This is a genomic window from Lelliottia jeotgali (genome assembly GCF_977070485.1).
The window spans coordinates 29,658-44,512 of the sequence record NZ_CDRVFO010000009.1 but is presented as its reverse complement, the minus strand read 5'-3'; the positions used below and the strand labels follow the sequence as shown (position 1 = coordinate 44,512).

Here is a 14,855-nt window from a genome sequence, read left to right as displayed (position 1 = left end):
ACTGACCCTTTGTCTGGAGACCTTTGATGATCAAGTCCCGTGCCGCTGTAGCCTTCGAGGCCAAGAAACCTCTGGAAATCGTCGAAGTGGACGTGGCCATGCCCAAGGCTGGCGAAGTCCTGCTGCGTGTGGTGGCCAGCGGTGTTTGCCACACTGACGCCTATACCCTCTCGGGTGCCGACCCGGAAGGTATCTTCCCGTCGATTCTGGGCCATGAAGGTGGCGCGATTGTCGAGGCGATAGGTGAGGGTGTCACCTCGGTGGCGGTCGGCGATCACGTGATCCCGCTGTATACCCCTGAGTGTGGTCAATGCAAATTCTGCCGCTCGGGCAAGACCAACCTGTGCCAGGCTATACGTGCCACCCAGGGCAAGGGGTTGATGCCGGACGGCACCACTCGTTTCTCGTACAAGGGCCAACAACTGTTCCACTACATGGGCACCTCGACCTTCTCCGAGTACACCGTGCTGCCGGAAATCTCCGTCGCCAAGATCCAGAAGGAAGCGCCGCTGGAAAAGGTCTGCCTGCTTGGTTGCGGCGTGACCACCGGTATCGGTGCGGTGCTGAACACTGCCAAGGTCAAGCCGGGTGACACAGTGGCCATCTTCGGCCTGGGCGGCATCGGCCTGTCGGCGGTCATAGGCGCAGTCAAAGCTAAGGCATCGCGCATCATCGCCATCGACATCAACCCGGCCAAGTTCGAGATCGCCCGTCAACTGGGTGCCACCGACTGCATCAACCCGAAGGAATACGATCGCCCGATCCAGGAAGTGATCGTCGACCTTACCGATGGCGGCGTAGACTTTTCGTTCGAATGTATCGGCAACGTACAACTGATGCGCGCGGCTCTGGAGTGTTGCCACAAGGGTTGGGGGGAATCGGTGATCATCGGTGTCGCCGGTGCCGGCCAGGAAATCGCCACTCGCCCGTTTCAGCTGGTGACCGGGCGCGTCTGGCGTGGTTCTGCCTTCGGTGGCGTGCGCGGCCGTACCGAACTGCCAAGCTACGTGGAAATGTCCGAGAAGGGCGAGATTCCGCTGGACACCTTCATCACCCATACCATGGGCCTTGAAGATATCAACAAGGCTTTCGACCTGATGCATGAAGGCAAGAGCATCCGCAGCGTGATCCACTTCTGAGGTGAGCCATGAGCCTGGATAACATCTCCTGCCAGAAAAGCTTTGGCGGCTGGCACAAGCGTTACCGGCATCACTCCAAGGTGCTGGGTTGCGACATGGTGTTCGCCGTTTACCTACCACCGCAGGCCGAACAGGGCGAAAAGCTGCCAGTGCTGTACTGGCTCAGCGGCCTGACCTGTACCGACGAGAACTTCATGCAGAAGGCCGGCGCCCAGCGCCTGGCCGCCGAGCTTGGCCTGATCATCGTAGCGCCAGATACCAGCCCGCGTGGCGAGCAGGTGCCGGGCGACCCTGACGGTGCCTGGGACTTCGGCCTGGGTGCCGGCTTCTACCTCAACGCCACCCAGCAGCCCTGGGCGCAGCACTACCGCATGCACGACTATGTGGTCAAGGAGCTGCCAGAGCTGATCGAAGCGCACTTCCCAGCCTCGGACCAACGCAGCATCAGTGGCCATTCCATGGGTGGGCATGGCGCGCTTGTCTGCGCCCTGCGCAACCCGGGTCGCTACAGCTCTGTATCGGCGTTTTCGCCGATCAGCAATCCGATGGATTGCCCTTGGGGGGAGAAGGCATTCAGCCGTTACCTGGGTGATGACCGGGCGCGCTGGCGCGAGTGGGATGCCAGTGTGCTGCTTGCCGAGACACCAGCGGGCGAGTGCCCGCCGTTGCTGGTCGATCAGGGCGATCGTGACGACTTCCTTGCCAAGCAGCTCAAGCCTGAAGCGTTGGAGCAGGCGGCCCGCAAAGGGGGGCATGCGCTGAGCCTGCGCCTGCAACCTGGCTATGACCATAGCTATTACTTCATCGCCAGCTTCATCGATGAGCATCTGCGTCATCACGCAGTGGCACTTGGTCGGGGGTAGGGCTGCAGCTACAAGCAGCAAGCTTCAAGCCGCAAGAAAGTGCGACCAGCGCAACGCGTGCTTTTTGCTTTTTGCTTGTGGCTTGCAGCTTGCAGCTTGCAGCTCGAAATGCAGGTAGAATCACGCCCTGACTCAATCAGGGCGTTTTTCTATGCGTATTGGCCACGGCTACGATGTGCACCGTTTTTGCGACGGTGATTTCATTACCCTGGGTGGGGTGCGTATCCCCCACAAATACGGCCTCCTGGCCCACTCCGACGGTGACGTGCTGCTGCATGCCCTGAGCGATGCCTTGCTTGGCGCGGCGGGTCTGGGTGACATCGGCAAGCACTTCCCCGATACGGACCCGCAATTCAAGGGCGCCGACAGTCGCGTACTGCTACGCCATGTGGTCGGCATCGTCCAGGCCAAAGGCTGGAAAGTCGGTAATGTCGACGCCACCATCGTTGCCCAGGCGCCGAAAATGTCTCCGCATATCGAAACCATGCGCCAACGGATCGCCGAGGACCTGCAGGTCGAACTCGACCAGGTCAACGTCAAGGCCACCACCACCGAGAAACTGGGCTTCACCGGCCGCGAGGAGGGTATCGCCGTGCATGCGGTCGCCCTGCTGCTGCCAGCATGACCGAACTGGAACTGCTGGGCCCGCGCGCATCGGGCCAACCCCTGGGCACTGCGATACTCAAGGCTGTTGCCGAAGACTTCCAGGTCGATGAGGTGCTGGACATTCCGCTATCGGGCCAGGGCGAGCACCTGTGGTTGTGGGTGGAGAAGCGCGACCTCAATACTGAGGAAGCTGCCCGCCGCCTGGCGCGAGCCGCGGGCGTGCCGGTGCGTTCGATCAGCTATGCCGGCCTCAAGGACCGCCAGGCCCTGACGCGCCAGTGGTTCAGCCTGCATCTGCCCGGTAAGGCAGACCCCGACCTGTCGCGTGCCGAAGATGCCACTCTGCGTGTGCTCAAGCAGGTGCGTCACCAGCGCAAACTGCAGCGCGGCGCCCATTCGGCCAATGGCTTCACCCTGCGCCTTACGGCGCTGGCGGCTGATCATGCTGCCCTCGATGCCCGCCTGCAGACGCTCAAACAGCAGGGTGTGCCGAACTACTTCGGCGGCCAGCGCTTCGGGCATGGCGGCGGCAATGTCCAGGATGCCCAGCACTGGGCTGCCCTCAAGGCCCTGCCCGAGCAGCGCAACGTGCGTTCGCGGCTGCTCTCGGCTGCCCGCAGCTACCTGTTCAACCAGGTCCTGGCCGCTCGCGTTGCCGACGGCAGTTGGCAGCGGGCCCAAGTTGGTGACCTGTTGGCATTCACCGATAGCCGCAGTTTTTTTTCGGCGGGTGAACAGGAATGTTCAGATCCTCGCCTGGCCATTCTGGATTTGCATCCCACCGGCCCGATGTGGGGCGAGGGCCCGTCTCCAGCGGCCGGCGCGGCCTTGACGCTGGAGACGGCGATAGGTCAGCAGCATGCATTGCTGTGCCAATGGCTGGCCAATGCAGGCATGAGTCACGAACGGCGCATCCTGCGGCTCCCTATTGGCGGCCTGACGTGGCATTATCCCGAGCCTGATATCCTGCAACTGGAATTCGTCCTTCCGGCCGGATGCTTCGCCACCGTGGTGGTGCGCGAACTCGTCGATCTGGTGCCGGCAGGGCAGACGGACAGCCCATGCGTATTCTGATTTCGAATGACGACGGTGTTACGGCACCTGGCCTCGCCGCGCTACACGGTGCGCTGGTGGATTATGCCGAGTGCGTGGTGATCGCCCCGGATCAAGACAAGAGCGGCGCCGGCAGTTCGCTGACGCTGGACCGGCCGTTGCACCCGCAAACCCTGGCCAACGGTTTCATCAGCCTCAATGGTACGCCCACCGATTGCGTGCACCTGGGGCTCAATGGCCTGTTGCCGGAAACACCGGACATGGTTGTCTCGGGGATCAACCTCGGCGCCAACCTGGGTGATGACGTGATCTATTCCGGCACGGTTGCTGCCGCGCTGGAGGGGCGTTTCCTCGGCGGTACGTCGTTGGCATTCTCGTTACTGTCGCGTCTGCCCGACAATCTGCCGAGCGCCGCGTTCATCGCCCGCCGCCTGGTCGAGGCGCAGTCACGCCTGGAATTGCCGCCGCGTACGGTTCTCAATGTCAATATTCCCAACCTGCCGCTGGAACACATCCGTGGCATCCAGGTGACCCGTCTCGGTCACCGGGCTCGGGCGGCGGCACCGACCAAGGTGGTCAACCCGCGTGGCAAGGAAGGCTACTGGATCGCCGTGGCCGGTGATGCCGAGGACGGTGGGCCGGGTACTGACTTCCACGCGGTGATGCAAGGTTACGTGTCGATCACCCCGCTGCAACTGGACCGCACCTTCAACGATGCCTTCGAGCAGCTCCACGGTTGGCTGGAGGGCGTGCTCTGATGCGCGAACAGGACGATCTGCAGCGCCGAGGTATCGGCATGACCTCCCAGCGTACCCGCGAGCGGCTGATCCAGCGCCTGTGCGAAGAGGGCGTATCGAACCCCAAGGTGCTCGATGCCATCCGCCGTACGCCGCGCCATCTGTTCGTCGATGAGGCCCTGGCCCATCGCGCCTATGAAGACACCGCGCTGCCGATCGGGCACAACCAGACCATCTCCCAGCCATTCATGGTCGCACACATGAGTGAGCTGCTACTGGAGGCCGGTCCGCTGGACAAGGTGCTGGAGATCGGTACCGGTTCCGGTTACCAGACGGCCATCCTTGCCCAACTGGTGGAGCGGGTGTTTTCGGTGGAGCGCATCAAGGTCCTGCAGGACCGCGCCAAGGAGCGCCTGGTCGAACTGAACCTGCGCAACGTGGTGTTCCGCTGGGGGGATGGGTGCGACGGCTGGCAGGCGCTGGCCCCCTACAACGGCATCATCGTTACCGCCGTGGCGCCGGAAGTGCCGCAGGCACTGCTCGACCAGCTGGCTCCTGGGGGGCGTATGGTCATCCCGGTAGGCCCTGCTGGCGAAGTCCAGCAGTTGATGCTAATCGTGCGTGAGGAGCAGGGCTTCTCTCGCCGTGTTCTGGGCGCCGTGCGCTTTGTACCGCTGCTCAATGGCCCGGTGGCTTGAGCTGCAGGGAATATTTGTGGTGGCGACGAATTCTTGCCGCATCGCCCTGTCTATCTGGCGGGGCATCCCGGCTCTTTACTGAGCCTGTGCACCGAGCCTGCCAATGCAGTTGCGCTCGGTTATAATTGCAACATTATTGCATTTCTTTCCGTATTTTCGATTTTCGGCACCATGAGGGGAGCGCGGGTGGGGCATACAGTCATTCGGCAGCGCAAGGATTGGTTGGGTTTCAAGCTTCTGGTGATTGCACTGGCCATGGGCGCACTGCTGACTGGTTGCTCCAGCACCGGATCGGGCGGCGCACGCGTGGTCGACCGCAGCAATGCGGCGCCCAAGCGGCCGACCGTGACCTCCGGGCAGTATGTGGTCAAACCTGGCGATACGCTGTTCTCCATTGCGTTTCGCTACGGCTGGGACTACAAGGAGCTCGCAGCCCGCAATGGCATTGCTGCCCCGTACACCATCCGGCCTGGCCAGGCGATCCGCTTCAGCAGCGGCGCTACCGGCAGCACCACAGTGGTGTCCAGCCCCTCTTCTTCGAGCAAGACGACGGTCATTCGTCGCCCTGTTGAAAAACCTATCACGGCGCCTGCCAACGGCGGAAAAACGACGCCAGCAACGCGCACCACGCCTACTACGGTCGTTACCACGGTGCCCGCCGCAGAGCGCGCGGTGGGCGGTTGGACCTGGCCTGCAAATGGCGTGCTGATTGGAAAATTCGCTTCAAACGGTAGTTTGAATAAAGGCATTGATATCGCCGGTGATTTGGGACAGCCTGTTTTTGCTGCGTCTGATGGTGCGGTGGTCTACGCCGGGAGTGGCTTGCGGGGCTACGGCGAACTGATCATCATCAAGCACAGCGATACCTACGTCAGTGCCTACGGTCACAACCGCAGGCTGTTGGTTCGGGAGGGGCAGCAGGTCAAGGCAGGGCAGTCGATTGCTGAAATGGGGTCCACGGGCACTGATCGGGTGAAGCTGCATTTCGAGATTCGCCGCCAGGGCAAACCCGTCGATCCACTCCAGTTCCTGCCACGTCGTTGATTGTTGTACCCGGCCTGTTCCTCTGAAGTAGAGGGGAGAGGCTCCAGCGATGCCAGGGATGCAGGCGCCGCTCGAGTCTGAGTTCGAACTCAGCAAAGGACTATAACAATGGCTCTCAATAAAGAAGCGCCGGAGTTTGACATCGACGATGACGTGCTCCTGATGGAGACGGGCATCGTTTTGGAAACGGATGTGGTGTCAGACGAACCTGCTGTACCGTCGGTTCGGACCAGGGCCAAATCAGGCTCTACGCTCAAGCAGCATAAATACATCGATTACAGCCGGGCGCTTGATGCCACCCAGTTGTACCTCAACGAGATCGGTTTCTCGCCTCTGCTTTCGCCGGAAGAGGAAGTGCACTTCGCGCGCCTGTCGCAGAAGGGTGATCCAGCCGGGCGCAAGCGCATGATCGAAAGCAACCTGCGCCTGGTTGTGAAAATCGCCCGTCGTTATGTGAACCGCGGCCTGTCCTTGCTCGACCTGATCGAGGAGGGCAACCTGGGGCTGATTCGTGCAGTCGAGAAGTTCGACCCGGAGCGCGGTTTCCGTTTCTCGACCTATGCGACGTGGTGGATCCGCCAGACCATCGAGCGGGCGATCATGAACCAGACCCGCACCATTCGCCTGCCGATCCACGTGGTCAAGGAGCTCAACGTCTACCTGCGTGCCGCGCGGGAGTTGACCCAAAAGCTCGACCACGAACCTTCCCCTGAAGAGATCGCCACCCTGCTGGAAAAACCCGTTGCCGAGGTCAAGCGCATGCTTGGTCTTAACGAGCGGGTATCGTCGGTGGATGTTTCGCTCGGGCCAGATTCGGACAAGACCCTGCTCGATACACTCACCGACGATCGTCCTACCGACCCGTGCGAGCTGCTGCAGGATGACGACCTGTCACAGAGCATCGACCAGTGGCTGGGCGAGCTCACCGACAAGCAGCGCGAAGTGGTGGTACGCCGTTTTGGTCTGCGCGGGCATGAAAGCAGCACCTTGGAGGATGTAGGTCTGGAAATCGGCCTTACCCGCGAGCGGGTGCGGCAGATTCAGGTTGAGGGGCTCAAGCGCCTGCGTGAGATCCTGGAGAAGAATGGCCTGTCCAGTGAGTCGCTGTTCCAGTAAGCACTCCATGCCAGTATGCAAAACGCCCCGATGACCTCGGGGCGTTTTTGTTTGGTGTGCAGGCTATAGCGGCCGGCAATTATCTGAGCACGAACCAATATGTAACTTGCTACCCCAGATGCACTGAGTGTAAGCCTTTGCTTACTTGTGGTGTAAGCCAAACACGTAAAGGCCAGTAAATCATTGTCGTTTCCTGATTCGTTTTTTTCTCAACCGCCTGAAATAATTGAACTTTTTAGATTTGTGGAAATGTGTCCACGGTAATGTCTTGTGAGGGTTCGCGGTTGCCTGCTCTGCAGAAGTCGCTAGTATTCGAACTGTGCACACGGACATGCACAGGCGTTCAGGAAGAAGGCCAAGGACATCGCAAGACGCGATTCATCAGGACGATGTTTAGGACAAGCAGGGACTACGGAAAAAATGTGGGCGGGTCAAACCGCCCCTTTTTTCGCCCGTAAAAAATGAAAAAAGGCCCGTTGCGGGCCTTTTTCGTATCTGGGCGATTAACGTTCCAGATCGGCGATCTTGCCGGGCTTGCCATCCCACTCTTCGGCGTCAGGCAGGGCATCCTTACGCTCAGTGATGTTCGGCCAGATTTCCGCCAGCTCGGCATTGAGCTCAAGGAAGTTCTCCATGCCCGCAGGCACTTCGTCTTCCGAGAAGATGGCCTGAGCCGGGCATTCGGGCTCGCACAGTGCACAGTCGATGCACTCGTCCGGGTGAATGACCAGGAAGTTCGGGCCTTCGTAGAAGCAGTCCACCGGACAGACTTCCACGCAGTCGGTGTATTTGCATTTGATGCAGTTGTCGGTGACGACGAAGGTCATTTCTAGTTCTCTCCTCAGGCAACGGCGGCGGCCCTTCCTCTCAGGGCCGCGCGGTTTACGGGCATGTGGCTGCAGGCCAGGCTAATAACCTGCAGCACCAGCAAACCGCGGCGGATTCTACCAGCTTGTGGTGCACGCCGTTATAACAGGTTCTTTAGTTGATATAGCATTTCGATAGCTTGACGCGGAGTCATGTCGTCCAGGTCCAGCTTGCCCAGCTTTTCGATTGCCGGGTGTGGCAGGCTGGCGAACAGGTCGCTCTGGTGCGGTGCTTGTGGCTCGCCCTTGGTTTTTTTCGAGACAGCTTGTTCGTGGGGCAGGCTGCTGGTCTCCAGCCGGCCGAGGTGCTCGCGCGCACGCTGGATGACCGGCGACGGTACGCCTGCCAGTTGCGCCACGGCCAGGCCGTAGCTCTGGCTGGCGGGGCCAGGCAGCACATGGTGCAGGAACACGATGCGCTCGTTGTGTTCGGTAGCGTTCAGGTGGACGTTGGCCACCAGCGGTTCGCTTTCAGGCAGTACGGTCAGCTCGAAGTAGTGCGTGGCGAACAGCGTGTACGCACGCAGCTGTGCCAGGCGCTCGGCAGCCGCCCAGGCCAGCGACAAACCGTCGAAGGTGCTGGTGCCACGGCCGACTTCGTCCATCAGTACCAAGCTGCGGTCAGTGGCGTTGTGCAGAATGTTGGCGGTTTCGCTCATCTCGACCATGAACGTCGAGCGGCCTCCTGCCAGGTCGTCACTGGAGCCGATACGGGTGAAGATGCGATCGACCAGCGATAGTTCGCAGCTGGCCGCCGGAACGAAACTGCCGATGTGCGCCATCAGCACTATCAGTGCGGTCTGGCGCATGTAGGTAGATTTACCACCCATGTTCGGACCGGTGATGATCAGCATCCGGGTGCTGTTGTCCAGGCCCAGGTCGTTGGCTACGAACGGCGTGGTCAGTACCTGTTCGACCACCGGGTGACGCCCCTGGTCGATGCGCAGGCACGGTTCGTCGACGAAACGGGGGCAGTTCAGGTCCAGGTTGAGCGCCCGCTCGGCAAGGTTGCTCAGCACGTCCAGCTCGGCCAGCGCCGCGGCGCTGTCCTGCAGCGGTGCAAGGTGACTGATGAGTGTTTCGAGCAACGCGTCGTACAGCATCTTCTCGCGGGCCAGGGCGCGGCTCTTGGCCGACAGCGCCTTGTCCTCGAAAGCCTTGAGCTCCGGCGTGATGAAGCGCTCGGCGCCTTTGAGGGTCTGGCGACGAATGTAGTCGCCCGGGGCCTGTTCGGCCTGCTTGGTCGGCAGCTCGATGAAGTAGCCATGCACGCGGTTGTAGCCGACTTTCAGGTTGGCAAGACCGGTGCGGGCCTTCTCGCGGGCTTCCAGGTCGATCAGGAACTGGCCGGCGTTCTCACTGATCGCCAGCAGATCGTCCAGCTCGTTGTCATAGCCGGCCTTGAGTACGCCGCCGTCGCGGATCACTGCTGGCGGGTTGTCTATGATTGCCCGCTCCAGCAGGCTGGCCAGCTCCGGGTAGGTGCCGGTGATGGCCGCCAAGCGCGCCAGGTGTGGGGCTTCCAGCTCAGCCATGGCGTTCTGCAGTTCGGGCAGGGCGCCGAGGGCATCACGCAGGCGCGCCAGATCGCGCGGGCGGGCATTACGCAGGCCGATACGGGCGAGGATCCGCTCGATATCGCCAATTTCCTTGAGTTGCGGCTGCAGTTTTTCGAAGCGGTAGCCATCGAGCAGGCAGCGAATCGAATCCTGGCGCGCCTGCAAGACCTTGAGGTCGCGCAGCGGGCGGTTCAGCCAACGGGTCAGCAGGCGGCTGGCCATTGCGGTCTGGCAGCGGTCGATCACCGACTGCAAGGTATTGTCGCGACCACCTGCCAGGTTGATGTCCAGCTCCAGGTTGCGGCGGCTGGCCCCGTCGAGGATCACGGTGTCGTCCAGGCGCTCATGGCGCAAGCTGCGCAGGTGGGGCAGGGCGGTGCGTTGGGTTTCCTTGGCGTAGGTCAGCAGGCAGCCGGCGGCGCCGATGGCCAGGGTCAGCTTGTCGCAACCAAAGCCCTTGAGGTCTTTGGTTGCGAACTGCTGACACAGAGCCTTGCGTGCCGAGTCGCGGTCGAAGTCCCAAGGGGCTCGTCGGCGTGCGCCCGGACGTTTCTCGGCCGGCAGGTCGCGGGGCCAGTCGTCGGGGATCAGCAGTTCGACAGGGTTGATGCGTTCAAGCTCGGCCAGCAGGTTTTCCCAGCCCTTGATCTCCTGCACGCTGAAGTTGCCGCTGGTGATATCCAGCACCGCCAGGCCAAACAGGCGCTCGTCCCCCAGCAGTGCGGCAATCAGGTTGTCGCGGCGCTCGTCGAGTAACGCTTCGTCGCTGACTGTGCCGGGGGTGATGATGCGCACCACCTGACGTTCTACCGGGCCCTTGCTGGTGGCGGGGTCGCCGATCTGCTCGCAGATCACCACCGACTCGCCGAGCTTGACCAGCTTGGCCAGGTAGCCTTCCAGCGAGTGGAAAGGAATTCCGCACATGGGGATCGACTGGCCGGCTGACTGGCCACGGGCTGTCAGGGTGATATCCAGCAGTTTTGCGGCTTTTTTCGCATCTTCATAGAAGATTTCGTAAAAGTCGCCCATGCGGTAGAACATCAGCTGGTCCGGGTGCTGGTTTTTCAGCTTCCAGTATTGCTGCATCATTGGGGTGTGTGCGGAAAGATCAGACATTCAGGGCCTTACAGCGGGGATCTGGTTGGCGATTGTGAAACCGGCAATGGTACAGGCTTTTTGGCCGAGATGCAGGCGGCGGGCAAGCGCCATCGCGCACCTGCTGCATGGATTGCATTTCCTGCGGCGGCGCTGCATTATGCGCGCTATGCAAAAACGCAATGTCGCCACCGTTCTCAGAGAGTTGCTCGCCCGCCACGGCCTGTCCCCGACAGAGTTGCACCGGCGCACGGGCGTGCCTCAATCCACCCTGTCGCGGATCCTCAGCGAGAAGATTGTCGATCCCTCGGATAGGCACGTGTCGAAAATTGCCGACTATTTCGGCGTCAGCACTGAACAGCTGCGCGGCCGCACCGAGCTTGGCGCCTCACGCGAAGCCGCATTGCCCGCATACGGCCATGCAGACCTCAGCGACATCAGCCTGTGGGACGATGAAACGCCCGTCGAGGACGACGAGGTGTCAGTACCCTTTCTTCGTGAGGTCGAGTTGGCAGCAGGATCAGGAAGATTCGTCATCGAGGAAAGCGAGCGCGCCCGCCTGCGCTTTGGTAAGCGCAGCCTGCGCCATAATGGTGTGCAGTTCGATCAGGCCAAGTGCGTGACCGTTCGCGGCAACAGCATGCTGCCGGTACTGCGCGACGGGGCGACGGTCGGGGTCAACACCGGCAAGTGTTCGATCGGTGACATCATCGATGGTGATCTCTACGCCATCAATCACAATGGTCAATTGCGCGTGAAGCAGGTGTATCGGCTGCCCACCGGTATTCGCCTGCGCAGCTTCAATCGCGACGAACACCCTGATGAAGACTACAGCTTCCTGCAGTTGCAGGAGGAGCAGATCAGCTTGCTGGGGCATGTGTTCTGGTGGGGCATGTACGCACGCTGACCAGGCGTTTTTCAAAAAGACCCGCTTTAGCGGGTTTTTTTTTGCTTGGTGAAAAGTCCTACAGGTCTGATCTTAAAAGGCTTTCATGCATTTCAGCAAATGCAGTCACAAAAATTAATGAATAAATGCATTGACTGGATATGCATTGATGCATAGTCTGTGTCTCAAGCCGGACGTAAACCGGTTGTTACACAGGCAGCGATGAACAGGCCTCAACTGTTCAGAGGGTTGGCAACTGGCCCGGGTGTGCAGCGTAAAGCACCACGAACAGTTATCCGGCGGGCAGGCAGCCGTGGTCGGAGTCACCAATTTGAAGCGTAACCGTCCGGCGTCACCAGTCGTGGCCGGCGGTTAGACAACGCATTACTGAAAAGCCTGGGCACCGGGCTTTTTGGAATGCCGGTTTCCCAGGCGCAGAGTACCCACCACCAACCTACCGGCCACTGCCGGTGGGCATTACACAGGAGACAGGACAGTGACGAACGAGCAGCAAGCGTTACTGGAGATGCCGCTCTGGCTGGTAATCGTCCTGGCATTGCTGGGCGGCCTCAGCGGCGAAATGTGGCGGGCCGACAAGGCGGGAGCCACCGGCTGGTCACTGCTACGACGGCTGGTATTGCGCTCCGGGGCCTGCATGGTATGCGGGGTTTCGACAGTGATGTTGCTGTACGCCAGCGGCTTTTCTATCTGGACGGCCAGTGCATTTGGTTGCCTGACCGCAGTGGGCGGGGCCGACGTCGCCATGCGCCTTTACGAGCGCTGGGCCATCAGGCGGCTGGGCTTACGTGACACCGCGTCGAGCGATGAGTGACAAGGAGATATGCATGAGCGAATTAGCCACATTACATGCAGCGGTTACCGCAACCATTCGTGAACTCATACCAGAGCTGGCATACGTCGATGCTTATACAGTCGTAGGAAATACTCCCGAGCAGCCGGCATTGCGACACGGCATCGTGCGGATGATGGCAGATGCCGCTCCGCGTGATGGCCGCTCGGTGCTGATTGCTACCTTCGAGGCAGATATCACCGCCGATAGCACCAACCCCGAGTCTCGCCTGCAAGGGAGCATGCTGGCCGCGCAACTGATGGACCTGCTGCGCCAGCAGCACTGGGCCCTGGATTTCGTCGAGGCCAGTCGTAATGCCCACGCGCAATTCGAGGGCAGTGCATGGACGGTGCGCTGGGACCAACCGGTGCTCCTCGGTGATCCTCGTTGGCATTGGCCGGACCAGCCGCCCGGGAGCCTGATGCTGGGCCTTGCACCCGAGGTCGGGCAGGGCAACCAAGACCGCTACATCGCGCCCGAGGATCTGGCATGAGTTACGTGAGTGCAATGCATGATCGCATGCTGGCGTGCATGATCATTCCCTGTCGGGTGGTCGCCGTAGATCTTGCAGCCGCCCGGTTGCGGGTCTCCGATGGCAGCGGGTGGACCAGCGCCTGGCTGCGCTGGCATGCACAGGCCGCAGGCAAGGCCCGTCATTGGCGGGCTCCCACCCTCGGTGAGCAGGGGGTGTTGCTCAGCCCTAGTGGCGAGCTGGCCCAAGGCACCTTCATCCCTGGCCTTTACGGCAACGCAGGCCTCCCGCCAGCACAGCTCGACCATACGGAAGTCTGGCAGTTCGAGGATGGCGGCTCGCTGACTTATGACTGGCAGGCCAGGCGTTACGACATCCAACTACCCAGCGGCACCGTCAGTATCAAGGTTGGCGCCAGCTCCGTGGAGATTAGCGATGATGCCATCACGCTCAAGGCTGCTGCGATCCGCCTTATCGGCAACGTCGTCATCGACGGTCCGCTGAGCGTTAGTGGGGACATCAATAGCGGTGGGCGGGTCATTGATACCGCCGGCAACACCGCCAATCACAAGCACTGAACCAAGCCCGCCGCAGCGGGCTTTTTCATCCCTGGAGAATGCCATGCATACCCATTCACCGGACGCACGCCCAGCAGGAGGTGCGCCATGATCGGCATGGACCGCCGCACCGGCCTGCCACTGGCCGGCGTTGCCCACCTGCGCCAGTCCATCGAAGACATCCTTGCCACACCGCTGGGCAGCCGTCGCATGCGTCCTGAGTACGGCAGCCAGTTGCGCCGTTTTGTCGACCTGCCGGTCAACGATGGTTGGAAAAGCGCGGTGCAAGCGGAAGTCGCCCGTGCATTGGGCCGTTGGGAGCCGCGCTTGCAGCTAGACCGGGTAAAAGTTGTGGCGGTGCTTGAGGGGCAGGTCAGCCTGGTCCTGAGTGGACGTTATCTGGGGGATGAAGCAGTACTGGAGGTACGCTTATGAGCCTGGTAGACCTGTCGAAACTGCCTGTGCCTCAACTGCTTGAGGACCTCGATTACGAAAGCCTTTACCAGGCTGATCTGCAAACCTTCCGCGAATACCTTGGCGAGGGCTGGACTGCCAGCCTGGAGAGCGACCCGGTAACCAAGCTGCTGGAGGTTGGCGCCTACCGGAAACTGCTCAATCGGGCCCGTGTCAACGATGCGGCCAAAGCGCTGCTTCTGGCCTATGCCCAAGGCACTGACCTGGACCAGTTGGCAGCGAATGTCGGCCTGCAGCGTCTGGTTATTCAGGCCGAGGACCTCACTAGCGTGCCGCCCGCTGCTGCGCTGCTCGAATCGGACGATGCGCTGCGCGAGAGGGTGCAGCTGGTCTATGAAGGCCTGACCACCGCCGGCCCTCGCAACAGCTACATCTTGCATGCCCGCAACTCTTCGGGGCAGGTGGCTGACGCCACCGCCGAAAGCCCGTCGCCGGCCGTGGTGGATGTGACCGTACTGAGCCTGGAGGGTAACGGTACAGCCAGCGCCGAACTGCTCGCGCAAGTGGCGGCCTATCTCAATGACGACGATATCCGTCCGGTGGCCGATCGCCTCAATGTGCGCAGCGCCATGGTGCTGCCGTACCGCATTGATGCCGTGCTCTACATGGCTGATAGCGGCCCTGAGTATGAAGCGATCCTTGCCCAGTGCCAGCGCAGGCTCCAAGCCTGGGTGAACCCACGACGGCGCCTGGGGTTGGACGTATCCCGGTCGGGCATCGACGCACAATTGCATATCGACGGCGTGAGCCGGGTCGAGCTGACCGATTGGACCGACATCCGCCCTACCAAGGCGCAGGCCGCTTGGTGCACTGGCTTTACGCTCAAGCGGGGTGGTTGAC

16 protein-coding genes are annotated in these 14,855 nt (G+C 61.3%); 14 read left to right on the top strand and 2 right to left on the bottom strand.

The window, feature by feature from the left end:
* The first annotated feature begins 26 nt into the window (after nt 1-26).
* The 8 genes from ACW4TB_RS15095 (at nt 27) to rpoS (ending at nt 7,256) form a co-directional block, all read left to right on the top strand.
* Complete coding sequence (locus ACW4TB_RS15095; protein ID WP_012315879.1) at nt 27-1,139, top strand: S-(hydroxymethyl)glutathione dehydrogenase/class III alcohol dehydrogenase; 1,113 nt, start codon at nt 27-29, stop codon at nt 1,137-1,139.
* 14 nt (nt 1,140-1,153) lie between these two features.
* Nucleotides 1,154-2,002 carry an S-formylglutathione hydrolase gene (fghA, locus tag ACW4TB_RS15090; protein WP_455843015.1) on the top strand — a complete coding sequence of 283 codons (849 nt, stop codon included), beginning with the start codon at nt 1,154-1,156 and terminating at the stop codon, nt 2,000-2,002.
* Nucleotides 2,003-2,153: 151 nt separating this feature from the next.
* Entirely contained in the window at nt 2,154-2,627 is a 474-nt protein-coding gene (gene ispF / locus ACW4TB_RS15085) for a 2-C-methyl-D-erythritol 2,4-cyclodiphosphate synthase (protein WP_012315877.1), read from the top strand.
* Nucleotides 2,624-3,682 (top strand): tRNA pseudouridine(13) synthase TruD, encoded by a 1,059-nt coding sequence (gene truD / locus ACW4TB_RS15080; protein WP_251961860.1) that lies wholly within the window; start codon nt 2,624-2,626, stop codon nt 3,680-3,682. Before ispF ends, truD begins: the two co-directional genes overlap by 4 nt.
* Nucleotides 3,670-4,419 (top strand): 5'/3'-nucleotidase SurE, encoded by a 750-nt coding sequence (surE, locus tag ACW4TB_RS15075; RefSeq protein ID WP_012315875.1) that lies wholly within the window; start codon nt 3,670-3,672, stop codon nt 4,417-4,419. Before truD ends, surE begins: the two co-directional genes overlap by 13 nt.
* Nucleotides 4,416-5,096 (top strand): protein-L-isoaspartate(D-aspartate) O-methyltransferase, encoded by a 681-nt coding sequence (locus ACW4TB_RS15070; RefSeq protein WP_085984895.1) that lies wholly within the window; start codon nt 4,416-4,418, stop codon nt 5,094-5,096. Before surE ends, ACW4TB_RS15070 begins: the two co-directional genes overlap by 4 nt.
* Nucleotides 5,097-5,129: 33 nt before the next feature.
* Nucleotides 5,130-6,140 (top strand): peptidoglycan DD-metalloendopeptidase family protein, encoded by a 1,011-nt coding sequence (locus ACW4TB_RS15065; protein WP_455843008.1) that lies wholly within the window; start codon nt 5,130-5,132, stop codon nt 6,138-6,140.
* A gap of 108 nt (nt 6,141-6,248) precedes the next feature.
* Nucleotides 6,249-7,256, top strand: a complete 1,008-nt coding sequence (rpoS, locus tag ACW4TB_RS15060; protein WP_012315872.1) for an RNA polymerase sigma factor RpoS — start codon at nt 6,249-6,251, stop codon at nt 7,254-7,256.
* A gap of 503 nt (nt 7,257-7,759) precedes the next feature.
* Here the strand turns inward: rpoS and fdxA are convergent.
* Together fdxA and mutS are read right to left on the bottom strand one after the other, a co-directional pair.
* Nucleotides 7,760-8,083: a ferredoxin FdxA gene (fdxA, locus tag ACW4TB_RS15055; RefSeq protein ID WP_012315871.1), complete on the bottom strand. Its 324-nt coding sequence runs from the start codon at nt 8,081-8,083 to the stop codon at nt 7,760-7,762.
* 140 nt (nt 8,084-8,223) lie between these two features.
* Nucleotides 8,224-10,797, bottom strand: coding sequence for a DNA mismatch repair protein MutS (gene mutS, locus ACW4TB_RS15050; RefSeq protein ID WP_012315870.1), 2,574 nt, complete (start codon nt 10,795-10,797; stop codon nt 8,224-8,226).
* Between the two features lie 46 nt (nt 10,798-10,843).
* Between mutS and ACW4TB_RS15045 the strand changes: the two genes are divergently transcribed.
* From ACW4TB_RS15045 to ACW4TB_RS15020, 6 genes are all read left to right on the top strand, one after another.
* Nucleotides 10,844-11,683: a LexA family transcriptional regulator gene (locus ACW4TB_RS15045; RefSeq protein ID WP_455843007.1), complete on the top strand. Its 840-nt coding sequence runs from the start codon at nt 10,844-10,846 to the stop codon at nt 11,681-11,683.
* Nucleotides 11,684-12,158: 475 nt separating this feature from the next.
* A complete protein-coding gene (locus tag ACW4TB_RS15040) occupies nt 12,159-12,494 on the top strand; it encodes a phage holin family protein (RefSeq protein WP_237860057.1) in 336 nt (111 codons plus the stop codon).
* A 13-nt stretch (nt 12,495-12,507) separates the two neighbouring features.
* Nucleotides 12,508-13,005 (top strand): hypothetical protein, encoded by a 498-nt coding sequence (locus ACW4TB_RS15035; RefSeq protein WP_012315867.1) that lies wholly within the window; start codon nt 12,508-12,510, stop codon nt 13,003-13,005.
* The gene (locus tag ACW4TB_RS15030) at nt 13,002-13,562 is read left to right on the top strand and encodes a phage baseplate assembly protein V (RefSeq protein ID WP_012315866.1); all 561 of its coding nucleotides are present in this window, start codon (nt 13,002-13,004) and stop codon (nt 13,560-13,562) included. The genes ACW4TB_RS15035 and ACW4TB_RS15030 overlap by 4 nt, the downstream gene beginning before the upstream one ends.
* Before the next feature lie 87 nt (nt 13,563-13,649).
* Nucleotides 13,650-13,976, top strand: coding sequence for a GPW/gp25 family protein (locus tag ACW4TB_RS15025; protein WP_012315865.1), 327 nt, complete (start codon nt 13,650-13,652; stop codon nt 13,974-13,976).
* A complete protein-coding gene (locus ACW4TB_RS15020; protein WP_012315864.1) occupies nt 13,973-14,854 on the top strand; it encodes a baseplate assembly protein in 882 nt (293 codons plus the stop codon). The genes ACW4TB_RS15025 and ACW4TB_RS15020 overlap by 4 nt, the downstream gene beginning before the upstream one ends.
* The last annotated feature ends 1 nt before the right edge of the window (nt 14,855 follow it).